Source organism: Escherichia sp. E1V33, from assembly GCF_004211955.1.
GTDB lineage: Bacteria > Pseudomonadota > Gammaproteobacteria > Enterobacterales > Enterobacteriaceae > Escherichia.
This window is the reverse complement of record NZ_RHJI01000009.1, coordinates 94,358-117,736: the sequence shown is the minus strand read 5'-3', so window position 1 is coordinate 117,736 and position 23,379 is coordinate 94,358. Positions and strand designations below refer to the sequence as shown.

The 23,379-nt window shown below is 49.8% G+C and carries 24 protein-coding genes, 1 pseudogene and 1 other annotated feature; of the genes and pseudogenes, 11 read left to right on the top strand and 14 right to left on the bottom strand.

The genetic code is table 11. The features are described 5' to 3' along the window. The first annotated feature begins 48 nt into the window (after positions 1-48). From ychE to oppF, 6 genes are all read left to right on the top strand, one after another. Positions 49-696, top strand: a complete 648-nt coding sequence (gene ychE, locus D9742_RS07545) for an NAAT family transporter YchE (RefSeq protein WP_000616766.1) — start codon at positions 49-51, stop codon at positions 694-696. Between the two features lie 732 nt (positions 697-1,428). Further along, positions 1,429-3,060, top strand: coding sequence for an oligopeptide ABC transporter substrate-binding protein OppA (oppA, locus tag D9742_RS07540; protein WP_096937267.1), 1,632 nt, complete (start codon positions 1,429-1,431; stop codon positions 3,058-3,060). Between the two features lie 85 nt (positions 3,061-3,145). Further along, a complete protein-coding gene (gene oppB / locus D9742_RS07535) occupies positions 3,146-4,066 on the top strand; it encodes an oligopeptide ABC transporter permease OppB (RefSeq protein WP_130236480.1) in 921 nt (306 codons plus the stop codon). Between the two features lie 14 nt (positions 4,067-4,080). After that, positions 4,081-4,989, top strand: coding sequence for an oligopeptide ABC transporter permease OppC (oppC, locus tag D9742_RS07530; RefSeq protein WP_000979659.1), 909 nt, complete (start codon positions 4,081-4,083; stop codon positions 4,987-4,989). Positions 4,990-5,000: 11 nt separating this feature from the next. After that, positions 5,001-6,014 carry a murein tripeptide/oligopeptide ABC transporter ATP-binding protein OppD gene (gene oppD / locus D9742_RS07525; protein WP_130236479.1) on the top strand — a complete coding sequence of 338 codons (1,014 nt, stop codon included), beginning with the start codon at positions 5,001-5,003 and terminating at the stop codon, positions 6,012-6,014. Next, positions 6,011-7,015, top strand: a complete 1,005-nt coding sequence (gene oppF, locus D9742_RS07520) for a murein tripeptide/oligopeptide ABC transporter ATP-binding protein OppF (RefSeq protein WP_130236478.1) — start codon at positions 6,011-6,013, stop codon at positions 7,013-7,015. Before oppD ends, oppF begins: the two co-directional genes overlap by 4 nt. A gap of 49 nt (positions 7,016-7,064) precedes the next feature. Here oppF and D9742_RS07515 read toward each other — a convergent pair whose 3' ends face one another. Then, the gene (locus D9742_RS07515; RefSeq protein WP_130236477.1) at positions 7,065-7,394 is read right to left on the bottom strand and encodes an HI1450 family dsDNA-mimic protein; all 330 of its coding nucleotides are present in this window, start codon (positions 7,392-7,394) and stop codon (positions 7,065-7,067) included. A 34-nt stretch (positions 7,395-7,428) separates the two neighbouring features. Continuing rightward, positions 7,429-8,889 carry a cardiolipin synthase gene (gene cls, locus D9742_RS07510; protein ID WP_130208884.1) on the bottom strand — a complete coding sequence of 487 codons (1,461 nt, stop codon included), beginning with the start codon at positions 8,887-8,889 and terminating at the stop codon, positions 7,429-7,431. A 142-nt stretch (positions 8,890-9,031) separates the two neighbouring features. Between cls and D9742_RS07505 the strand changes: the two genes are divergently transcribed. Continuing rightward, positions 9,032-9,205 (top strand): YciY family protein, encoded by a 174-nt coding sequence (locus D9742_RS07505; RefSeq protein WP_001309467.1) that lies wholly within the window; start codon positions 9,032-9,034, stop codon positions 9,203-9,205. Between the two features lie 54 nt (positions 9,206-9,259). Here the strand turns inward: D9742_RS07505 and kch are convergent, their stop codons facing one another. Next, entirely contained in the window at positions 9,260-10,513 is a 1,254-nt protein-coding gene (kch, locus tag D9742_RS07500) for a voltage-gated potassium channel protein (RefSeq protein WP_130236476.1), read from the bottom strand. 301 nt (positions 10,514-10,814) lie between these two features. After that, on the bottom strand, positions 10,815-11,111 hold the full coding sequence (locus D9742_RS07495) for a YciI family protein (protein WP_000967596.1): 297 nt from the start codon (positions 11,109-11,111) through the stop codon (positions 10,815-10,817). Positions 11,112-11,334: 223 nt separating this feature from the next. On the opposite strand from D9742_RS07495, the gene tonB reads away from it, so the two are divergent. Then, entirely contained in the window at positions 11,335-12,054 is a 720-nt protein-coding gene (gene tonB / locus D9742_RS07490) for a TonB system transport protein TonB (RefSeq protein WP_130236530.1), read from the top strand. Positions 12,055-12,093: 39 nt separating this feature from the next. Here tonB and yciA read toward each other — a convergent pair whose 3' ends face one another. The 4 genes and pseudogenes from yciA to D9742_RS23370 form a co-directional block, all read right to left on the bottom strand. Further along, entirely contained in the window at positions 12,094-12,492 is a 399-nt protein-coding gene (gene yciA, locus D9742_RS07485) for an acyl-CoA thioester hydrolase YciA (RefSeq protein WP_130236475.1), read from the bottom strand. A gap of 104 nt (positions 12,493-12,596) precedes the next feature. Then, on the bottom strand, positions 12,597-13,136 hold the full coding sequence (locus D9742_RS07480; protein WP_130236474.1) for a septation protein A: 540 nt from the start codon (positions 13,134-13,136) through the stop codon (positions 12,597-12,599). A 29-nt stretch (positions 13,137-13,165) separates the two neighbouring features. Further along, on the bottom strand, positions 13,166-13,909 hold the full coding sequence (locus tag D9742_RS07475) for a YciC family protein (protein WP_130236473.1): 744 nt from the start codon (positions 13,907-13,909) through the stop codon (positions 13,166-13,168). A 27-nt stretch (positions 13,910-13,936) separates the two neighbouring features. Continuing rightward, positions 13,937-14,151, bottom strand: a pseudogene (locus D9742_RS23370) (YkgJ family cysteine cluster protein); the annotation flags it as partial. 201 nt (positions 14,152-14,352) lie between these two features. On the opposite strand from D9742_RS23370, the gene ompW reads away from it, so the two are divergent. Continuing rightward, on the top strand, positions 14,353-15,006 hold the full coding sequence (gene ompW, locus D9742_RS07470) for an outer membrane protein OmpW (RefSeq protein WP_130236472.1): 654 nt from the start codon (positions 14,353-14,355) through the stop codon (positions 15,004-15,006). 51 nt (positions 15,007-15,057) lie between these two features. Here ompW and trpA read toward each other — a convergent pair whose 3' ends face one another. From trpA to trpL, 6 genes are all read right to left on the bottom strand, one after another. Continuing rightward, positions 15,058-15,864, bottom strand: coding sequence for a tryptophan synthase subunit alpha (trpA, locus tag D9742_RS07465; RefSeq protein WP_000443067.1), 807 nt, complete (start codon positions 15,862-15,864; stop codon positions 15,058-15,060). Continuing rightward, positions 15,864-17,057: a tryptophan synthase subunit beta gene (trpB, locus tag D9742_RS07460; RefSeq protein WP_130236471.1), complete on the bottom strand. Its 1,194-nt coding sequence runs from the start codon at positions 17,055-17,057 to the stop codon at positions 15,864-15,866. The genes trpA and trpB overlap by 1 nt, the downstream gene beginning before the upstream one ends. An 11-nt stretch (positions 17,058-17,068) precedes the next feature. Next, positions 17,069-18,430 carry a bifunctional indole-3-glycerol-phosphate synthase TrpC/phosphoribosylanthranilate isomerase TrpF gene (gene trpCF, locus D9742_RS07455; RefSeq protein ID WP_205712868.1) on the bottom strand — a complete coding sequence of 454 codons (1,362 nt, stop codon included), beginning with the start codon at positions 18,428-18,430 and terminating at the stop codon, positions 17,069-17,071. Then, positions 18,431-20,026 (bottom strand): bifunctional anthranilate synthase glutamate amidotransferase component TrpG/anthranilate phosphoribosyltransferase TrpD, encoded by a 1,596-nt coding sequence (trpD, locus tag D9742_RS07450; RefSeq protein WP_130236470.1) that lies wholly within the window; start codon positions 20,024-20,026, stop codon positions 18,431-18,433. Next, the gene (trpE, locus tag D9742_RS07445; RefSeq protein WP_130236469.1) at positions 20,026-21,588 is read right to left on the bottom strand and encodes an anthranilate synthase component I; all 1,563 of its coding nucleotides are present in this window, start codon (positions 21,586-21,588) and stop codon (positions 20,026-20,028) included. The genes trpD and trpE overlap by 1 nt, the downstream gene beginning before the upstream one ends. Before the next feature lie 21 nt (positions 21,589-21,609). Beyond that, positions 21,610-21,703 (bottom strand) — a sequence feature (Trp leader region). Continuing rightward, entirely contained in the window at positions 21,680-21,724 is a 45-nt protein-coding gene (gene trpL, locus D9742_RS07440; protein WP_130236528.1) for a trp operon leader peptide, read from the bottom strand. It overlaps the preceding feature by 24 nt. 137 nt (positions 21,725-21,861) lie before the next feature. Between trpL and rnm the strand changes: the two genes are divergently transcribed. Continuing rightward, positions 21,862-22,743, top strand: a complete 882-nt coding sequence (rnm, locus tag D9742_RS07435; protein ID WP_001285663.1) for an RNase AM — start codon at positions 21,862-21,864, stop codon at positions 22,741-22,743. Next, positions 22,740-23,360, top strand: a complete 621-nt coding sequence (locus tag D9742_RS07430) for an L-threonylcarbamoyladenylate synthase (protein WP_130236468.1) — start codon at positions 22,740-22,742, stop codon at positions 23,358-23,360. Before rnm ends, D9742_RS07430 begins: the two co-directional genes overlap by 4 nt. Positions 23,361-23,379: the final 19 nt, after the last annotated feature.

Below are 23,379 nucleotides of genomic sequence, written 5' to 3'. Positions count from 1 at the left end.
ACCCTTGTTTAAAGATAACATTATCCGGCTTTTGCTTCGGAGCTAACCGTGATTCAGACACTTTTTGATTTTCCCGTTTATTTTAAGTTTTTCATCGGGTTATTTGCGCTGGTTAACCCGGTAGGGATCATCCCCGTGTTCATCAGTATGACCAGCTATCAGACTGCGGCAGCGAGAAACAAAACAAATCTGACCGCCAACCTGTCGGTAGCCATTATTTTGTGGATCGCACTGTTTCTCGGCGACACGATTCTGCAACTTTTTGGAATATCTATTGATTCGTTCCGCATCGCGGGCGGCATACTGGTCGTGACAATCGCAATGTCGATGATCAGCGGTAAGCTTGGTGAGGACAAACAGAACAAACAAGAAAAATCAGAAACCGCAATTCGTGAAAGCATTGGTGTTGTACCGCTCGCATTACCTCTGATGGCAGGACCAGGGGCAATCAGTTCAACCATCGTATGGGGAACGCGTTATCACAGCATTGGTTATCTGTTCGGATTTTTTGTGGCAATCGCGTTGTTCGCTTTATGTTGCTGGGGGTTATTCCGCATGGCACCCTGGTTGGTGAGGGTTCTGCGTCAGACTGGCATTAACGTCATTACCCGTATTATGGGGTTATTGCTAATGGCATTAGGGATTGAATTTATCGTCAATGGTATCAAAGGGATTTTCCCGGGCCTGCTCAATTAATTCCTTTCATATGAAACGGAGTCAGGGTGCTCCGTTTCTTTCATCATTATATTTACTTCTACCCAACGCAGTTAACAAAAGAAAAAGAAATAGATAATTTCCCCCCATTTTACAGATAGTTATAAGGTTATCCTCATCTGGTGATCCGCATCATCATGTTATTTTCATCACATCATAATCCTGGGCCTTGCTGAAGAATAATTGAAATGATATTAGTAATTCTACTGCCTTTGGCAGAGAAAAGTGCTAAATAGTATTCAATTGTTAAATTATTGTACGCATTTCTGTCAGGACTATAACCGAAAGAGACAGTATAACCTTATGTGGTCTTATCCCTTTGTTTTTAAATCAATTTATTGATGGGGTGACGTGGGGTATACGTACTGGTATGGGTAGTAAAAGAGAATTGCGTAACAATTTTGCAAAATGTATTGGCGGGCAAGAAGGGCATTTGATACTTTTCGGCCAACCGTCTGGCGATTTTTTATTGGCAATGAGAATGATTTGCGATTAAAGGTCGCTGCAAAAAATAATGTGTCTCGACAGGGGAGACACAGTAAGAATCGACATAAGGTGGTCATCTGATCACCAAAATAAATAAAGTCGGTGATAGCAATTAGTAACAATAAAGCAACCTGACAGCAAAAAGTCTCCGAGCTGTACAGGTATCCTAATCCGGGATTACACATGCTGGTAAAAACCAGCAATTATAATGAGGGAGTCCAAAACACAATGACCAACATCACCAAGAGAAGTTTAGTGGCAGCAGGCGTTCTGGCTGCACTTATGGCAGGGAATATCGCACTGGCAGCTGATGTACCCGCAGGTGTCACTCTGGCGGAAAAACAAACGCTGGTTCGCAACAACGGTTCTGAAGTTCAATCATTAGATCCGCACAAAATTGAAGGGGTTCCTGAGTCTAATATCAGCCGTGACCTGTTTGAAGGTTTGCTGGTTAGCGATCTTGATGGCCATCCGGCCCCTGGCGTGGCTGAATCCTGGGACAACAAAGACGCTAAAGTCTGGACGTTCCACCTGCGTAAAGATGCAAAATGGTCCGACGGCACGCCAGTCACGGCACAAGACTTTGTGTATAGCTGGCAGCGTTCTGTTGATCCGAATACCGCTTCTCCCTACGCAAGCTACTTACAATACGGGCATATCGCGGGTATCGATGAAATACTGGAAGGGAAGAAGCCGATTACCGATCTCGGTGTTAAAGCCATCGATGACCACACATTAGAAGTCACCTTAAGTGAACCTGTTCCGTATTTCTATAAGTTACTGGTTCACCCATCTACTTCCCCGGTGCCAAAAGCCGCCATTGAGAAATTTGGCGAAAAATGGACCCAGCCAGGCAATATCGTTACTAACGGCGCCTATACATTAAAAGATTGGGTTGTTAACGAACGTATCGTTCTTGAGCGCAGTCCGACCTACTGGAATAACGCTAAAACGGTAATTAACCAGGTGACCTATTTACCGATCGCTTCTGAAGTCACCGATGTTAACCGCTATCGTAGCGGCGAAATCGATATGACTTATAACAACATGCCGATCGAACTGTTCCAGAAACTGAAAAAAGAAATCCCTGACGAAGTTCACGTTGATCCATATCTGTGCACTTACTATTACGAGATTAACAACCAGAAACCGCCATTCAATGATGTGCGTGTACGTACCGCACTGAAACTGGGTATGGATCGCGATATCATTGTTAATAAAGTCAAAGCGCAGGGTGATATGCCGGCTTATGGTTACACACCGCCATATACCGATGGTGCAAAACTGACGCAACCAGAATGGTTTGGCTGGAGCCAGGAAAAACGTAACGAAGAAGCGAAAAAACTACTGGCAGAAGCGGGCTATACCGCAGACAAACCGCTAACGATTAATCTGTTATATAACACGTCCGATCTGCATAAAAAGCTGGCGATTGCCGCCTCTTCACTGTGGAAGAAAAATATCGGCGTGAACGTTAAACTGGTTAACCAGGAGTGGAAAACATTCCTCGATACCCGCCACCAGGGCACTTTTGATGTGGCCCGTGCAGGCTGGTGTGCCGACTATAATGAACCAACTTCCTTCCTGAACACCATGCTGTCGAACAGTTCGATGAACACCGCGCATTATAAGAGCCCGGCCTTTGACAGCATTATGGCGGAAACCCTGAAAGCTACAGACGAGGCGCAGCGCACAGCGCTGTACACGAAAGCAGAGCAACAGTTGGATAAAGATTCGGCCATTGTTCCGGTTTATTACTACGTGAACGCGCGTCTGGTAAAACCGTGGGTTGGGGGCTATACCGGTAAAGATCCGTTGGATAATACCTACACCCGAAATATGTACATTGTGAAGCACTAATGGCAATGCGTGGGGCAGGTGTATCCTGCTCCACGGTGTCTGCTTTTTATCGCATTACAGAAGGCACAGGCCAGAAGGTACGGCAATGTTAAAATTTATTCTACGTCGCTGTCTGGAAGCGATTCCGACGCTATTTATTCTCATTACTATTTCGTTCTTTATGATGCGCCTTGCGCCGGGAAGTCCCTTTACCGGCGAACGTACGTTACCGCCAGAAGTAATGGCCAATATTGAAGCGAAATATCATCTTAATGATCCAATCATGACGCAGTATTTCAGCTACCTGAAACAACTGGCTCATGGTGATTTCGGCCCTTCATTTAAATACAAAGATTATTCGGTCAATGACCTGGTAGCATCCAGTTTTCCCGTTTCAGCAAAACTGGGAGCCGCTGCATTTTTCCTCGCTGTGATACTAGGCGTTAGTGCTGGCGTTATTGCCGCATTAAAACAAAACACCAAATGGGACTATACCGTCATGGGATTGGCTATGACAGGAGTGGTTATACCAAGCTTTGTGGTTGCGCCATTATTAGTCATGATATTCGCGATCATTTTGCATTGGTTACCAGGCGGTGGCTGGAACGGTGGGGCGCTGAAATTTATGATCCTGCCGATGGTTGCCTTATCACTGGCTTATATCGCCAGTATTGCGCGTATTACCCGTGGATCAATGATTGAAGTTTTACACTCAAACTTCATTCGTACAGCTCGCGCGAAAGGTCTACCTATGCGGCGCATTATTTTCCGCCATGCATTAAAACCTGCGTTGCTACCGGTACTTTCTTATATGGGACCCGCATTTGTTGGCATTATCACCGGTTCTATGGTTATCGAAACCATTTACGGTTTGCCGGGAATCGGGCAATTGTTTGTTAATGGTGCGTTGAACCGTGACTATTCATTGGTGCTAAGCCTGACCATTCTGGTTGGTGCTTTAACCATTTTGTTTAATGCCATTGTCGATGTGCTATATGCGGTTATCGACCCGAAAATTCGTTACTGATACTGGAGCTCGCGATGATGTTAAGTAAGAAAAACAGCGAGACGCTGGAAAATTTCAGTGAAAAGCTGGAGGTCGAAGGGCGAAGCTTGTGGCAGGACGCACGTCGACGTTTTATGCATAACCGTGCGGCAGTGGCCAGTCTGATAGTGCTGGTGCTGATCGCGTTATTTGTTATCCTGGCACCGATGCTTTCGCAGTTTGCCTATGACGATACCGACTGGGCGATGATGTCCAGCGCCCCGGATATGGAATCCGGTCACTACTTTGGTACCGATTCTTCCGGCCGTGATCTGCTGGTGCGCGTTGCAATTGGAGGGCGCATCTCATTAATGGTTGGTGTTGCTGCAGCACTGGTGGCAGTAGTCGTAGGAACGCTTTACGGTTCGCTTTCCGGTTATCTTGGCGGCAAGGTGGATTCCGTAATGATGCGTCTGCTGGAAATCCTCAACTCCTTTCCGTTCATGTTCTTCGTCATTTTGCTGGTGACCTTTTTCGGTCAAAACATCCTGCTGATTTTCGTAGCGATTGGGATGGTTTCCTGGCTGGACATGGCACGTATCGTGCGTGGTCAAACCCTTAGTCTGAAGCGCAAAGAGTTTATTGAGGCGGCACAAGTTGGCGGTGTATCTACGCCTGGCATTGTGATTCGCCACATTGTGCCGAACGTGCTTGGTGTGGTGGTGGTCTATGCCTCTCTGCTGGTACCCAGCATGATCCTCTTTGAGTCTTTTCTTAGCTTCCTGGGACTGGGTACGCAAGAGCCATTAAGTAGTTGGGGCGCATTGCTCAGTGATGGTGCGAACTCGATGGAAGTCTCTCCGTGGTTGCTGCTATTTCCGGCAGGTTTCCTTGTGGTGACACTGTTTTGTTTCAACTTTATCGGCGATGGCTTGCGTGATGCCCTCGACCCGAAAGATCGTTAAGGAGTGCAGCCATGAGCATAATTGAAACTGCAACCGTGCCGCTCGCACAGCAACAGGCTGACGCACTGCTGAACGTGAAAGATTTGCGAGTGACATTTAGCACCCCGGACGGCGATGTCACGGCGGTCAATGATTTAAATTTTTCCCTGCGTGCCGGGGAAACTCTGGGGATCGTTGGCGAATCTGGCTCCGGTAAGTCGCAAACCGCATTTGCTTTAATGGGACTGCTGGCGGCTAACGGACGCATTGGTGGATCGGCCACCTTTAATGGGCGCGAAATCCTCAATCTACCAGAACGTGAACTTAATAAACTGCGCGCTGAACAAATCTCGATGATTTTTCAGGACCCGATGACCTCGTTAAATCCATACATGCGCGTTGGCGAGCAGTTGATGGAAGTGCTGATGCTGCATAAAGGTATGGGCAAGGCCGAAGCGTTTGAAGAATCGGTGCAAATGCTGGATGCGGTGAAAATGCCAGAAGCGCGTAAGCGCATGAAGATGTTCCCTCATGAGTTTTCTGGCGGCATGCGTCAGCGTGTGATGATTGCGATGGCGTTGCTGTGTCGACCTAAATTGCTGATTGCCGATGAACCGACTACTGCGCTGGACGTGACTGTACAGGCGCAGATCATGACGCTATTGAATGAACTGAAACGGGAATTTAATACTGCCATTATCATGATCACCCACGATCTCGGTGTGGTAGCGGGGATCTGTGACAAAGTTCTGGTGATGTACGCTGGGCGCACGATGGAATATGGCAACGCGCGCGATGTTTTTTATGAACCCGTTCATCCTTATTCTATCGGTTTACTCAATGCGGTGCCGCGTCTTGATGCGGAAGGTCAAACAATGTTGACCATCCCGGGTAACCCGCCAAACCTGCTACGTTTGCCGAAAGGTTGTCCGTTCCAGCCGCGTTGTCCGCATGCGATGGAGATTTGCAGTAGCGCGCCGCCGCTGGAAGAGTTCACGCCAGGCCGGCTGCGCGCCTGCTTTAAACCGGTGGAGGAACTGTTATGAATGCTGCCGCTGAAGGAAGAAAAGTCCTCCTCGAAATCGCCGACCTGAAAGTGCACTTTGAGATCAAAGACGGCAAACAGTGGTTCTGGCAGCCCGCAAAAACGCTGAAAGCCGTCGATGGGGTTACGCTTCGCCTGTACGAAGGAGAAACATTAGGTGTGGTAGGGGAATCGGGATGCGGAAAGTCCACCTTTGCCCGCGCCATCATCGGTTTGGTCAAAGCCACTGACGGTCGTGTTGCCTGGTTAGGTAACGAGTTACTGGGCATGAAACCAGATGAATGGCGTGCCGTTCGCAGTGATATTCAGATGATTTTCCAGGATCCGTTGGCGTCGTTGAATCCACGTATGACCATTGGCGAGATTATTGCTGAACCGTTGCGTACTTATCATCCGAAAATGTCACGCCAGGAAGTTCGCGAACGCGTGAAATCGATGATGATGAAAGTTGGATTATTGCCTAACCTGGTTAACCGCTATCCGCATGAGTTCTCAGGCGGTCAGTGTCAGCGTATCGGGATTGCGCGTGCGCTGATCCTCGAACCAAAGCTGATTATCTGCGACGAACCGGTGTCGGCACTGGATGTGTCAATACAGGCGCAGGTGGTGAATTTACTCCAGCAATTACAACGTGAGATGGGATTATCATTAATCTTTATCGCTCACGACCTGGCCGTGGTAAAACATATTTCCGATCGTGTGCTGGTGATGTATCTCGGCCATGCGGTAGAGTTGGGGACGTATGATGAGGTCTACCACAATCCGTTGCATCCCTACACCAAAGCATTAATGTCGGCAGTCCCCATTCCAGACCCTGATCTGGAGAAGAATAAATCAATCCAGTTACTGGAAGGGGAATTACCGTCGCCCATCAACCCGCCTTCTGGTTGTGTGTTCCGCACTCGTTGCCCGATTGCCGGTCCGGAGTGTGCCAAAACACGGCCAGTGCTGGAGGGAAGTTTCAGGCATGCAGTCTCGTGTCTGAAGGTCGATCCGCTTTAAAACAAAAAAGGCTGGCACATTGCCAGCCTTTTCAACAATATAGCAGAAATTATTCACGCCAGATAATATGGCAAAGTTTGTGATCTTTTTCGCGGCATAACAAAATACGGGCGAAAACATCGTTGATTTCACCATCTTCACTGTCCGCCAGGCCAATCACCACTTCGGCAAAAAAGTCCGGGTTCAGATCGTAATCCACATGTTCCTGCCAGTCTTCCGCCGGATCGAATAACTCCGCGCCACCGCGCTCTTCAAACTGAAGATTGAACAGCAGAATATCTGCCGGATCGAGATTATCAGCGGCCAGTTCGAGAAAAATATCGTAGGCCTGCTCAAGCGTTTCATCTTCAGTCAGGCGATTGTTTAAATCCATATCCATAGTTACTACCTGTTTAACATCTGTTGGTCACGTTTTACAGCAACGGACTGAAGAAGTAAAACAGTCGCTCGGCGACACGCTGCCAGAGTGGACGTTTTAACCACAGCCGAGCATCGAGCAGACGCGAGCGCGAAATATAGTCATCCTGAACGGCAGCCAGATCGGCCCCAAAACCTTTATCGTCGATAGCCAGCGTGATTTCAAAATTCAGCCACAGACTACGCATATCGAGATTAACGGTGCCAACCAGACTTAATTCACCATCGACCAGCACGCTCTTGGTATGCAGTAACCCACCTTCAAACTGATAAATCTTAACCCCAGCCGCAAGTAGTTCAGTAAAGAATGCGCGACTAGCCCAGCCTACCAGCATTGAGTCATTTTTCCTCGGCAGAATGATACTGACATCCACCCCGCGTTGCGCCGCCGTACAGATCGCGTGAAGTAAGTCATCGCTTGGGACGAAGTAGGGCGTCGTCATTATTAAATATTCACGAGCTGAATAAGCCGCAGTCAGCAAAGCCTGGTGGATCAGGTCTTCCGGGAAACCCGGGCCGGAAGCAATGGTATGAATCGTATGACCGCTGGCCTGCTCAAACGGCATAATATTGACATCAGGCGGTGGTGGTAAAATACGTTTCCCCGTCTCAATCTCCCAGTCGCAAGAGTAGATAATTCCCATTGCGGTGGCGATAGGGCCTTCCATGCGTGCCATCAGATCAATCCATTGTCCTACGCCCGCATCCTGTTTGAAGAAGCGCGGATCGACCATATTCATGCTACCGGTATAGGCGATGTAGTTGTCGATCATGATCATCTTGCGGTGCTGGCGCAGGTCCATACGGCGTAAGAATACGCGCATCAGGTTAACCTTTAAGGACTCGACCACTTCGATACCGGCATTTCGCATTAACTCTGGCCACGGGCTACGGAAAAAAGCAACACTCCCCGCAGAGTCGAGCATTAACCGGCAATGAATACCGCGTCGTGCGGCGGCCATCAAAGATTCTGCCACCTGGTCAGCCATACCGCCTGGTTGCCAGATATAAAACACCATCTCAATGTTATGGCGAGCGAGTTGAATGTCGCGGATTAACGCCTGCATCACATCATCAGACTCGGTCATCAGTTGCAGCTGATTACCCTTGACTCCGGCGATCCCCTGGCGACGCTCGCAGAGCTTGAATAACGGTCCAGCAACGCTGCTATTTTCTTCGGCGAAGATATGCTTACAGGCTTTAAGGTCGTTAAGCCATTTCGCCGTGGAAGGCCACATCGCTCTGGCGCGTTCGGCGCGGCGTTTGCCTAAATGGAGTTCGCCAACGGCCAGATAAGCAATAATTCCGACCAACGGCAGAATGTAAATGATCAACAGCCAGGCCATTGCGGAGGGAACTGCGCGTCGTTTCATTAGAATGCGTAAAGTTACGCCTGCAATGAGCAACCAGTATCCCAGAATGGCCAACCAACTCACCAACGTATAAACGGTTGTCATAGATTAGAAATCCTTTTGAAAGCGCATTGTTATGAGTTTACGCATATGGATTCATCTGGCAAATAAAAACGAGGTAAAAGCACTGGTCAGCGTCGGGACCGGGGGTATAATGACCGCTCTGTTATTGCATAGAGTAGTTAACATGAAGCGGAGTAGAACGGAAGTGGGGCGCTGGCGCATGCAGCGTCAGGCTAGCCGACGGAAATCGCGTTGGCTTGAGGGGCAGTCGCGCCGAAATATGCGTATCCACAGCATCAGGAAGTGCATTCTAAACAAACAGCGAAACTCGTTATTGTTTGCGATCTACAATATCTAAATGTTCTGGGCACCAACTCGGTGCCCATTAAGATAATCTTTCCGCCTTTAAAACCTATTTTTGCGCAGATTCATTGTTGTCAGTTTTTGTTTCGTCGTCATTGTTATCGCTGAAAATGCCATGTCCGGAGTTCAGCAACATCGAGACGAGCATATCATTATTAATCTCTTCCCCATTGAGAATACGTGCCAGTATCTCGCTACCAAATAGCTGCGGAGAAAGAATGATATCCGGATGCACCATCTTAATCTTATTCAGGTTTTTGCTATCACTGACGGCAAGCACGGTTTTAACATCTTTGCTCATATCTTTAGCCGACAGAACGACAAAAGCATTATCGGCGTCATTATCACTTAACGCCAGAATAGCCCGACAGTGATCAATTCCCGCTTTTTTTAGTACTGAACTGTCATTGCTGTCACCGGGGATAACATCGGCGTTGTCACCGAGTCTTTGCTCAAGCTGTTTTATGTCATCCTCTGGCAGGTTGCTGATAACCGTGACGTTTTGTCCGCGTTGATTCAGTTGTAGAATTGTGTTGATTGCCAGAATAGAGTGCCCGCAAACAATAAAGTGATCTTTACGATGCATTGTATGATTGTTTCCTTTCACAAGTTTATTGAATCCTCCGCGGATAAGCGGGCCGAAAATCGAGGTCATGGAGGTGGCAAAAACGGTAATACCGGAAATAATGACCGAAATAGTAAACAGGCGCGCTGATTCAGAAACCGGGACGATATCGCCGTAGCCCACGGTTGACATAGTTTCTATCGAAAAATAGAACGCGGTCATTAGGCTCTCTATTCGCGGATTAAAACCTTCGCTTAAATAAAGTGCGCCGTAGGTAGAGTAAAACAGTAACGTCGTAAAACTAATAAAAGCAAAAATTGTCCCGGCTGCAGCACTACTGTGAGAGAAGTCTTTACGCAGCACCAACAAAATTATCAGGGTAAAGATGCAAAAACCAATGCTGAATTTCAGCCAGGGATAAAAGTGCAGGGTATAAATCAGCGTTATCAGCAATAAAATGATACTAATAGCCCATGCCAGCTTTGCCCTAAATAGCAATCCGAACGAGTTCAAAACAAGAAAGACGCCGAGCATAAACAGTGGCGCATTGGCCAGCAAGGAGAGGTCAAGTTCTGAAAATGCCTGGATATGGAAAATATCGAGCAGGTTGACCGACATGCCATAAATTGTTTTAAAAATAAGCAATCCATTTAAAAGGACCGCAAGCGCGATAACATCGTGCCGCAGGGTCACCCATAAATTTACCGCTGTTTGCTTGAATGTAGTCCAGTGACTCACTGATACCTCTGTAACCACAATTTTGTTTAATTATCTTCACGCGTACAGAATGTGAAAAACATGCGCACATGAATGTGTTAAACCATAGTAGATGACTTTATCCGCAGCAATCAAAGGTTTTGATTGATCAATACCGAGTCAGTCAGAGAAATTTTGTCATTTTTCGACGGAGATGCCGAGGGTATGTAGGGAGATACAGATAAAGTTATTATCTGTTTGTGGTAGTGGATTGGGGGCAACGGTAAATATAAAGAAATAACAAGAGCACGGTTTATGTCACCGCGCCCCTGGACATTGATATTCAGAACACTTTCTTAAAGGGTTTCACGGAAACTTGCTCATAGACACCCGCCGCTACGTACGGGTCGGCGTCTGCCCAGGCCTGGGCTGCTTCCAGCGATTCAAATTCAGCAATAACGGTTGAGCCAGTAAATCCTGCGGCGCCAGGATCGTTACTGTCTACCGCTGGCATTGGACCGGCGGTCAGCAGACGTCCTTCATCATGCAGTAACTGCAAACGCGCTAAATGTGCCGGACGAACGGAAAGGCGCTTTTCGAGGCTATCGGCTTTGTCTTGAGCGTAAATAACATACAACACGGGCACAACTCCTTGTTCGGAAAAGTTATAAAGTACGTTATTTGAAAGGGAGAAGATCTGCAACGGAAAGATGATGTCTTTGTTAAGGCAGCACTAAAAGTAAGGTTAATAGCGCTAAAAATTGCGTTTTCACTGATCCTGATCGTCTTGCCTTATTGAATATGATTGCTATTTGCATTTAAAATCGAGGCCTGGTTTTTTTACTGAAACGATTATGACTTCAATGACCCTTGATTTACCTCGCCGCTTCCCCTGGCCGACGTTACTTTCGGTCTGCATTCATGGTGCTGTTGTGGCGGGTCTACTCTATACCTCGGTACATCAGGTTATTGAACTACCTGCGCCCGCGCAGCCGATTTCTGTCACCATGGTTGCCCCGGCCGAACTTGAGCCGCCACAAGCCGTTCAACCACAGCCGGAACCAGTAGTAGAGCCAGAACCGGAGCCTGAGCCGATACCAGAACCGCCAAAAGAAGCACCGGTGGTCATTGAAAAGCCGAAGCCGAAACCTAAGCCAAAACCGAAGCCGGTGAAAAAGGTGCAGGAACAGCCCAAACGCGATGTTAAGCCGGTCGAGTCGCGTCCGGCATCACCGTTTGAAAATACGGCACCTGCTCGTCCGACATCAAGCACAGCAACGGCAGCAACCAGCAAGCCGGTCACAAGTGTAGCGTCTGGTCCCCGGGCATTAAGCCGTAATCAGCCGCAGTATCCGGCGCGCGCGCAGGCACTACGCATTGAAGGGCAGGTTAAAGTTAAATTTGACGTAACACCGGATGGCCGCGTGGATAACGTACAAATTCTTTCAGCCAAACCGGCGAACATGTTTGAGCGCGAAGTGAAAAACGCGATGCGCAGATGGCGTTATGAGCCGGGGAAACCCGGAAGTGGCATTGTGGTGAATATCCTGTTTAAAATTAACGGCACAACCGAAATTCAATAACCTGAAAATCAAAAGCCTCCAACTGGAGGCTTTTGACTATTACTCTACAGGTAAGGCACGAGGCTTTCCTTCAGGGTCGACGGCAACATACTTAAATAACGCTTCCGTCGCTTTATAGCGCTGTCCAATCGGTTCAGACGCCACTTTTTTCACCCATACTTCGATATTAATGCTAACTGATGTCGTCCCTTTTTGGACACAGCGTGCATAGCAGCACACCACATCACCAACCGCAACTGGTCGTAAGAAAGTCATTCCTTCAACCCGCACGGTCACGACGCGACCGTGGGCAATTTCTTTTGCCAGAATGGCACCGCCAATATCCATCTGCGACATCAACCAACCACCAAAGATATCGCCATTGGCATTGGTATCGGCTGGCATGGCTAAAGTACGTAAAACAAGATCGCCCTGAGGGACGTTAGGTGTTGTAGACATGGTAAAACCGACATAAAAGGAAAATCACAGGCGCGATGCTACTATGATTTTCCAAAGGAGAACAGAGGAGATACAGCGCCGGCCCCGAAGGACCGGCAGACAGATTATGATTTATCTTCCTGAGGCATATGGCGGTAGATATAAATACCGCTTAACAGCGTGAAGATTAAGGTGAGGGCGGTCAGACCGAATACTTTGAAGTTGACCCAAATGTTTTGCGGTAGCCAGAATGCGATGTAGATATTCGCCAGGCCGCAAAGAATAAAGAAGATTGCCCAGGCCAGATTAAGTTTCGACCACACCGGCTGCGGTAGAGTGAGTTCTTTACCCAGCATGCGCTGAATCAGCGGCTTTTTCATTATCCATTGGCTAACCAACAAAGCACCGGCAAACAGAGCGTAGATGACAGTGACCTTCCATTTAATAAACTCATCATTGTGGAAGAACAGCGTCAGACCACCGAAAACGACCACCAGAACAAAGGTGATCAGGGCCATCTTCTCCACTTTCCGGAAGCGAACCCAGCTATAAATCAGCACAATCGCTGTGGCGACGATGAGCGCCGCAGTTGCCGCATAGATGTCATAAATTTTGTAGAACGCGAAGAAGACAACCAGCGGTAAAAAATCAAGAAACTGCTTCATTTTACGATTCCGTAATCAAATACTTCAGGTTATTGGCGAATCAACATGTACAGGCGGAACAGATAGATAAGCAATACGGCTGAAATCAGGTTGCTTAAAGTGTTCGCCAGTACGGCGCCAATTTCCGGGGTTAATGCGGCAAACGAAGAGGCAAACAGCAGTAATAGCGTTTTTGCCAGTAACCAGCTTAGTACAGCAGGTGCCACCAGGCGCATATTCGCCCATGTCAGCCGCATACTGCTGCGCATAGAGGCGAAAACGCCCATTTTATCCTGCACCAACATTACCGGCGCCAGTGCCAGTAAAATGGCCATTAAAATTCCCGGAACGACTACCAGCATGATGCCAATCTGTACTAAAAGGGTAGTCAGAAAAATCAGAATAAATAACTTTGGCAATATCGGCGCACTGGCACCAATAGCTCGCAGCGCACTGACTCTCTGACCCGCAGACACCAGTTGGATGATTAATATTACGCCTCCGGCGAGAATGGCGTTACCGATTAATCCTGAAAAAGTGGACGCAGCGGAAGCACGCAGCAAAATTTGTTGCTGTTCCGGGGACATATTTTGCACCAGATCGAACAACCCACCGCTGCCACTAACGGGCGCGCCGTCATTGAGCTGCGCAAGCTGTGCGTCACTGGGTGAGAAAACATGTCCTAACACCACTGTGATAAATGCACAAAGCAATGATACCAACAGAATGGTCATAAATTGATTACGGAAGAAATTTCCGGTGTCACGGTATACGGACTGCGCCGTGATAGACATGCACTCTCCTTGAGTTTTATGCAGGTGTTAATTAGCGGGCAATTGTACCCTGGTTATCCCTTCAGTGGCAGCATCACGACTTGTATGGAAAAGCATATCTTTGTAAAGCGCAGGTAATCCACAGCGTGCGTGGGTGCGATCACAGGATCTATTGCTTTCTCCGGACACGACAAATTCCTGACAAGCAGAAGGGCTGTATGCATAAATACCGCAACTTACCGCCTGCTTAAAAGGCCAATAAGGTAGCAAAAGAATACTTTCGGAGATGAAAAGCATTCAAATTGATTTGAGTCACATTAACCAGGATTTGCGATACAACTTCTAAATTAATCCAGATCAATAAATGGTCATTTAGCGAATGTAATGTGATCTATGTAGGATCATTTGTTACTCCAATGTAGGTATATTCGTCGCGTTTTTATAACCATAACGACGGAGCGAACATGAAAAAATTAACAGTGGCGGCATTGGCAGTAACAACTCTTCTCTCTGGCACTGCCTTTGCGCATGAGGCAGGCGAGTTTTTCATTCGTGCAGGTTCGGCAACGGTGCGTCCAACGGAAGGCGCGGATGGAACTCTGGGAAGTCTGGGTGGCTTTAGCGTGACCAATAACACCCAACTGGGCCTGACCTTCACTTATATGGCGACCGATAACATTGGTGTGGAATTGCTGGCGGCATCGCCGTTTCGTCATAAGGTTGGCACAGCCACAACCGGGGATATTGCGACAGTCCACCATTTACCGCCAACACTGATGGCACAATGGTATTTTGGCGATTCCGGCAGTAAATTCCGTCCTTACATTGGTGCGGGTATTAACTACACCACCTTTTTTAATAATGACTTCAATGACACCGGTGAAGGTCTTGGCTTATCCGACCTTAGTCTGAAAGATTCATGGGGTGTGGCAGGACAAGTCGGTGTGGATTATCTCATCAACCGTGACTGGTTGCTGAATATGTCGGTCTGGTACATGGATATCGACACTGAGGTGAAATATAAATCCAACGGCGCAGTGCTGCCAGCAGGACATTACTCTGACAATGTCCGCCTTGAACCGTGGGTATTTATGTTCTCTGCGGGTTATCGTTTTTAATTATTTGCCCGTCAATAAACCGCCAGATGTTTTCTGGCGGTTTGTCTCGTATTAACTGCGCGTCGCCGCTTTCATCGGTTGTACAAAAACTTTCAGTGCCGCCAGCATTTTCTCTGGCTCATTAATATGTTGCTCGATGATTTTAACAATGGCCGAACCAGAAATCGCGCCCGCAGCTCCTGCATCAATCGCTGCTTTTACCTGATCCGGGGCGGAAATACCAAATCCCTGCAATGGAGGCGCAGCGTTGTACTCTTTCAGCTTCGCAACCAGATGATTGAGGGGTAACGCGGCGCGGTTTTCTGCTCCGGTCACGCCCGCTCGCGACAGCAAATAGGTGTAACCGCGACCGTAAGAGGCTATCTGGCGCAGCAGGTCGTCATCGGCATTTGGCGGGCAGATGAAGATAGGTGCGACGTTATGGCGCAACGCGGCCTGGCGGAAGGGCGCAGACTCTTCTACTGGCACATCGGCAACCAACACCGAATCGACGCCCACTTTTTCACATTGAGCATAAAACTCATCAATGCCTTTGTTAAACACCAGGTTGGCGTACATCAAAAGGCCGATCGGAATGGTCGGATGCTTTTGACGAATCAGTGCCAGCATCTCAAAACATTGTGCCGGGGTCACACCCGCGGCAAAAGCCCGCAGTGTGGCGTTTTGAATGGTCGGGCCATCGGCCAGCGGGTCGGAGAAGGGGATGCCTAGCTCCAATGCATCAGCACCTGCTTCGATCAACGTATCGATAATTTTCAGCGACTGCTCAATGCCCGGATCCCCGAGCGTGACGAAAGGAACGAATGCGCCTTCTTTGCGCTCCTTCAACTGGGCAAACAGAGATTCGTAGCGTTCCATCAGATTTCCCCTCGTGCTTTCAAAATATCGTGAACGGTGAAGATGTCTTTATCGCCGCGACCGGAAAGGTTAACTACCAGCAGCTGCTCTTTTTGCGGGTTTTCACGCATCATTTTCAGTGCGTGGGCCAGGGCGTGGGAGGATTCCAGCGCCGGGATAATCCCTTCGTGCAGGCACAGCGTTTTGAAGGCTTCCAGGGCTTCATCATCGGTAATAGACACGTAATCAGCGCGTCTAGTGCTGTTAAGATACGCGTGTTGCGGGCCGACGGACGGGAAATCCAGCCCGGCAGAAATGGAGTAAGATTCTTCAATCTGCCCGTCTTCGGTTTGCATCATCGGTGCTTTCATACCGAAATAGATGCCCACGCGACCATGTTTCAATGGTGCGCCATGCTCGCCGGTTTCGATACCGTGACCGCCTGGCTCCACGCCAATCAGGCCGACATTGGTTTCGTTGATGAAATCAGCAAACATACCGATGGCATTCGAACCGCCGCCAACACAGGCGATAACAGCATCCGGCAGGCGACCTTCTCTTTCCAGAATCTGTGCTTTGGTTTCTTCGCCAATCATCCGCTGAAACTCACGCACAATGGTCGGATAAGGATGCGGGCCAGCTGCGGTGCCCAGCATATAGTGCGCGGTTTCATAACTGCCGGACCAGTCGCGTAGCGCCTCGTTACAGGCATCTTTCAGCGTCGCGGAACCGCTATGCACCGGGATCACTTCCGCACCCATTAAGCGCATACGAAAAACGTTTGGCGACTGGCGTTCAACGTCTTTGGCCCCCATATAAATACGGCATTTCAGGCCGAGCAGGGCGCTGGCAAGGGCCGACGCCACGCCATGCTGACCGGCCCCGGTTTCGGCGATGATTTCGGTTTTACCCATCCGCTTCGCCAGTAAAGCCTGACCGAGCACCTGGTTGGTTTTATGCGCGCCGCCGTGCAGCAAATCTTCGCGCTTCAGATACAGCGTGGTGTTCGTCCCAGCCGTAATGTTCTGGCATTTGGTCAGTGCGGTTGGACGCCCGGCATAGTTTTTCAGCAGGTCGTTGAACTGGGCCTGAAATTCAGGATCTTTTTGCGCGCTGACAAAAGCTTCTTCCAGCTGGCGCAGAGCAGGCATCAGGATTTGTGGCACGTACATGCCGCCAAACTCACCAAAATAGGGGTTAAGTAATGTTGTCATTGTTCCTTTCCTTAATATGCGCGCAGCGTCTGGAAAACCGAGGCCAAAAGACGTGCGTCTTTGATGCCCGGTTGCGACTCTACAGCAGAATTAAAATCAAGCCCGGCGCAGCCGGTTTTTGCCGCTTCCACGCAGTTATCTGCGCCTAAGCCTCCCGCCAGCAGAACGTTGCCAAGCGATTGACCGTTTAATAGTGACCAGTCGAAACGTTGCCCGCTCCCGCCCTGACCGTTATCAAAAACATATTTATCGACGTGCTGCAAATCGCGTGCGGGCAGCGTTTCACCGACGCTTAATGCTTTCCAGATGGCAACGTTTTCCGGCAATGCCTTACGTAGTTCATCGATATAATGCTGGTCTTCACTGCCATGCAGTTGTACTGCCGCCAGCGATAACACCTTAGCTTTGTCCACCACATCGGCAATATCGTGATTGCGGAACACGCCAACGTATTGCAACGTTGCCGCAGTCATCACCGCTTGCGCCTGTTCAACATTGACGCAGCGCGGTGACGTTGTAACAAATATCAACCCACCGTAAATCGCCCCCGCATCATAAGCGGCTTTAGCATCTTGCCCACGCGTCAGGCCACACACTTTATTCTCGCCCAGCAACACCCGGCGCACGGCGGCGTTCAAATCATCATGGGCCATCAGCGCCGAACCAATCAGAAAACCATTAGCGAAGTGGCTTAACTCGCGCACCTGAGCGTAAGTATTGATGCCGGATTCGCTGATCACCGTCACGTTGTGCCCCAGTTTCGGCGCAAGCTCGCGCGTGCGGTTGAGATCGATCGACAAATCACGCAGATCGCGGTTGTTGATACCGACAACTCTTGCCCCCAATGCAATGGCGCGCTCCAGTTCCTCGTCATTACTAACTTCGGTCAGCACACCCATCTCCAGACTATGGGCGACAGCAGCAAGCTGGCGATATTGTTCGTCATCCAGTACTGAAAGCATTAATAAGCAGGCATCGGCCTGGTAATAGCGCGCCAGATAGATCTGGTAAGGGTCGATAATGAAGTCTTTACATAAAATCGGCTGTGGGGCGATTTGACTGACGATGGGGAGGAAATCAAAGCTTCCCTGAAAATATTTCTCGTCAGTCAGCACCGAAATTGCCGAAGCGTAATTTCTGTAGACGGTTGCAATGCGTGCCGGATCGAAATCATCACGGATCACGCCTTTTGACGGCGACGCTTTCTTGCACTCCAGAATAAACGCCGTGCGTGCACCCTGTAGCGCATCATAAAAATGCCGCGTGCTCGGCTGAACCTCCTTCTGAAAACTGGCCAGCGGTTGCTGCTGTTTGCGGGCTTCTACCCAAATCGCCTTGTCTGCGACGATTTTTGCTAAAACGGTTTGCATCATTTACCCTCGTGCCGCCAGTGCGGTGACTCTGTCGTAAGCTGAACCACTGCGCAGTACCTCAAGAACGGTTTGCGCATTGGCGTGCAGATCTTCATGGCCATGCAGGCGCATTAACATGGCGACATTCGCCGCGACAGCTGCTTTATGGGCGGCGTCGCCTTTACCTTGTAACAAGCGTGTTAAAATGTCACGGTTTTCTTCCGGTGTTCCGCCTGCCAGTTGCTCCTGGTGGTAAGGCGTCAGGCCAAAATCTTCAGCGGTCAGCTGATAGCTCTTAATTTCGCCATCGTGCAGCTCGGCAACAATCGTTGGCGCGTGTAAGGAAACTTCGTCCATTCCGCCGCTGTGTACCACCGCCGCGCGTTGATACCCCAGCACGCGCAAGGTTTCGGCAATCGGCAGCACCAGTTCCGGGCTGTAGACACCAATTAACGCCAGCGGCGGATGCGCCGGGTTAATCAGTGGTCCCAGCACGTTGAACAGGGTGCGGGTTTTCAGTTGCTGGCGAACTGGCATCGCGTGGCGGAATCCGGTGTGATACTTCGGCGCAAAGAGGAAACAGACGCCTAACTCATCCAGCGCCTGGCGCGATTTATCGGCATTCATATCAAGATTAATACCGAATGCCGCCAGCAGATCGGACGAGCCAGATTTACTGGAGACGCTACGGTTGCCGTGTTTCGCCACTTTCAGCCCACAGGCCGCGGCGACAAACGCACTGGCGGTAGAAATGTTGATACTGTTGCTGCCGTCACCGCCAGTACCGACGATATCAGCAAACAGATAATCCGGGCGTGGGAACGGCGCGGCGTTTTCCAGTAGCGCGGTTGCTGCTCCGGCGATTTCGTTTGGGTGCTCGCCGCGAATTTTCATGCTCACCAGCGCCGCCGCCAGTTGTTCCGGTTTCAGTTCGCCACGTACCACCGCTGAAAATAGCTGGTGACTTTCCTGCTGACTAAGGGTCTGCGCCTGATACAGTTTTTCCAGAATCGGTTGCAGCGTGTTAGTCGGTTCCAGTTTCTGCTGCGCCCAGGCCAGCGTTTGTTCCAGCAGGCGAGCGCCCTGGGTAGTAAGAATGGATTCCGGATGGAACTGGAATCCACAAACGCGATCCGCATCGTGACGCACTGCCATCACCATGCCATTAAAATGAGCGTTGATGGTTAAACCTGCCGGAATATTACTGCCAACCAACGAGTGATAACGCGCTACCGGCAGCGGGTTTGTTAATCCGGCAAACATCGCCTGACCGTCATGTTCAATGCTCGACGCTTTACCGTGAAGAATTTCGCCCGCCTGACCGACATAGCCCCCGTAAGCTTCGACAATCGCCTGATGTCCGAGGCAAATGCCAATAATTGGCAGCTTGCCACGCAAGCGGGTGAGGAGTTCCGGCATACAACCGGCTTCGCTCGGCACACCGGGTCCAGGAGAAAGCATCAGCACCGGATTGCTCATCGTCGCCAGGCGTTCGATTAAGGTCTGCGCCGGAATATGGTTGCGGTAAATCACCACGTTATGACCATTGCTGCGCAACTGATCTGCCAGGTTGTAAGTAAAAGAGTCGATATTATCGAGCAGCAGAATGTCAGCCATCAGAACGTCTCCTGTGCATGGTGCGCGGTGGCGATAGCGCGCAGTACAGCGCGGGCTTTATTACGGGTTTCGTCGGCTTCCGACTGCGGAACAGAATCAAGGACTACGCCAGCACCGGCTTGCACGGTGGCGACGCCGTTTTCCACCAGCGCTGAGCGGATCACAATGCAGGTGTCGAGATCGCCGTGCGCGGTGAAGTAGCCCACCGCGCCGCCGTAGCTGCCGCGGCGACGACCTTCGGCTTCGGCAATTAACTGCATCGCGCGCACTTTCGGCGCACCGCTTAACGTGCCCATATTCATACAGGCGCGGTAAGCGTGCAGGGCGTCGAGATCGTGGCGCAACTCACCGACCACGCGGGAGACGAGGTGCATCACATAGGAATAACGGTCAACTTTGGTGAGATCGGCAACGTAGCGGCTGCCCGGAGTACAAATGCGCGCAAGGTCATTTCGGGCGAGATCTACCAGCATCAGATGTTCAGAAAGCTCTTTATGATCGGTACGCATTTCCAGTTCGATGCGGCTGTCGAGGTCTCTGTCCAGCGAGCCATCGGCACGACGACCGCGTGGACGTGTTCCTGCAATCGGGTAGATCTCAATCTGGCGGCTGGTGGAGTCATACTTGAGCGAACTTTCCGGCGAGGCGCCAAACAGAGTGAAATCATTATCCTGCATAAAAAACATGTACGGGCTGGGATTACTCTTTTTCAGCACGTAATAGGCCGCCAGCGGTGACGGGCAGGGCAGAGAGAAACGGCGAGATGGAACCACCTGGAAAATTTCTCCGGCGCGAATCGCTTTTTGCAACAAACGCACTACGCCACCGAACTCTTCATCGCTCTGATTACATTCACAACGCATATGCGGCACGGAAACCACCGGCAGCGGTGGCGCGGCTTCGGTCAGTTGCTGACGTAGTTCGTTCAGGCGAGCAGTGAGACGTTGTTTTTCTTCTTCATTCGGAGCAAACAGGCTGGCCTGAATGCGGGTGCTTTTCTTCTGATGATCGATAACCATCAGCGTTTCAGCGAGATAAAAACAGAAATCAGGGCAGTTATTTTCCGCTGCCAGTTGCGGTAAATCTTCAAATCCCGCCACCAGATCATAAGAGAACAGGCCGCCGAAGAACATGGCTTCTCGTTCTTCCTTCGGTACATTCAACAGATTCTGCAATAAGCGGAAAGCGTCAAAAACCGAAAGGGAGCATAAGCGAGCGTCTTCATCCAGCAGTGGACTGACAGGGGGGAAGCGCAGCACACGGCAGTTTGGTAATTGTTCATTTTCCACACCCGCAGGCAGGGCGTTATCCAGTAGTGTCAGCAGGGCTTCGCCGTTGCCGGAAAGGGACTGAATTGTGACAGTGTCACCTAAAGCTGTAATGCGCAGCGCACTGTCTACCAGCAGCAGGCTTTTTAAATCATCTTTGCTGTCGATATCTGCGGATTCCAGCAGCAGCGTTGCCGGACGATCCCCACACAATTGGTGAAAAAGCGCGGTGGGATTGTCGCGATAAGCGCCTTCACAGGTTAGCAGTTCGAGAGTCGGTTTTTGTGTTTGCATTGTTATTCTCTAATTTTGCTCAAAAAAAAACCCGCTTATGAGGCGGGCTGGGTATCTGATTGCTTTACGCATGGTGAATACACTGCCCGTTTCAGGAAGTGCACCACCAACCTTTCAGTACGAAAATTGCTTTCATTGTCGATACCCTTTTTACGTGAACTTGCGTACTAGTTAACTAGTTCGATGATTGATTGTCAACAGCTCATTTCAGAATATTTGCCAGAACCGTTATGATGTCGGCGCAAAAAACATTATCCAGAACGGGAGTGCGCCTTGAGCGACACGAATTACGCAGTAATTTACGACCTGCACAGCCACACCACAGCCTCCGATGGTTGCCTGACGCCAGAAGCATTGGTGCACCGTGCAGTCGAGATGCGCGTCGGCACCCTGGCAATCACCGACCATGACACCACAGCTGCAATCGCACCAGCAAGAGAGGAAATTTCACGTTCGGGACTGGCGCTGAATCTTATTCCCGGCGTGGAAATTTCCACGGTCTGGGAAAATCATGAAATTCATATTGTCGGGCTGAATATTGATATTACTCACCCGCTAATGTGTGAGTTCCTCGCGCAGCAGACAGAACGCCGCAATCAGCGGGCGCAGCTCATTGCCGAAAGACTTGAAAAAGCGCAAATACCTGGGGCACTGGAAGGCGCGCAACGACTGGCGCAGGGCGGCGCAGTAACGCGCGGTCATTTTGCTCGTTTCCTTGTGGAGTGCGGCAAAGCCAGTTCAATGGCGGATGTCTTTAAAAAGTATCTGGCGCGCGGGAAAACCGGATACGTTCCGCCACAGTGGTGTACAATAGAACAAGCTATTGATGTCATTCATCATTCTGGCGGTAAGGCGGTGCTAGCTCATCCAGGGCGGTACAATCTTAGTGCTAAATGGCTGAAAAGATTGGTTGCGCATTTTGCCGAACACCACGGCGACGCGATGGAAGTCGCGCAGTGCCAGCAATCGCCCAATGAACGCACCCAGCTGGCGACACTTGCCCGCCAGCACCATTTATGGGCATCACAAGGATCTGATTTTCATCAGCCATGCCCGTGGATCGAACTGGGTCGTAAACTCTGGCTGCCCGCAGGCGTTGAAGGCGTCTGGCAGCTATGGGAACAGCCGCAGAACACCACAGAGAGGGAATTATGAGCCAGTTTTTTTATATTCATCCTGATAACCCGCAGCAACGTCTGATTAATCAGGCGGTGGAGATCGTGCGTAAAGGCGGGGTGATTGTTTATCCAACCGATTCCGGCTATGCGCTTGGCTGTAAAATTGAAGATAAAAACGCGATGGAGCGTATTTGTCGTATTCGCCAACTGCCGGACGGCCACAACTTTACTCTGATGTGTCGCGATCTTTCTGAACTCTCGACCTATTCATTTGTGGATAACGTTGCGTTTCGTTTGATGAAAAATAACACGCCGGGTAACTACACTTTTATCCTGAAAGGGACGAAAGAAGTGCCGCGTCGTCTGTTACAGGAAAAACGCAAAACCATCGGTATGCGTGTGCCTTCTAACCCGATTGCGCAGGCGTTGCTTGAAGCATTGGGCGAACCGATGCTTTCCACTTCGCTAATGCTGCCAGGCAGCGAATTTACCGAATCGGACCCGGAAGAAATTAAAGATCGTCTGGAAAAACAGGTGGATTTGATTATCCATGGCGGCTATCTCGGGCAGAAACCCACAACAGTTATCGATCTTACCGATGATACGCCAGTCGTCATACGTGAAGGCGTGGGTGATGTGACGCCTTTCTTATAAAAAATTGTGTTCCACGGAT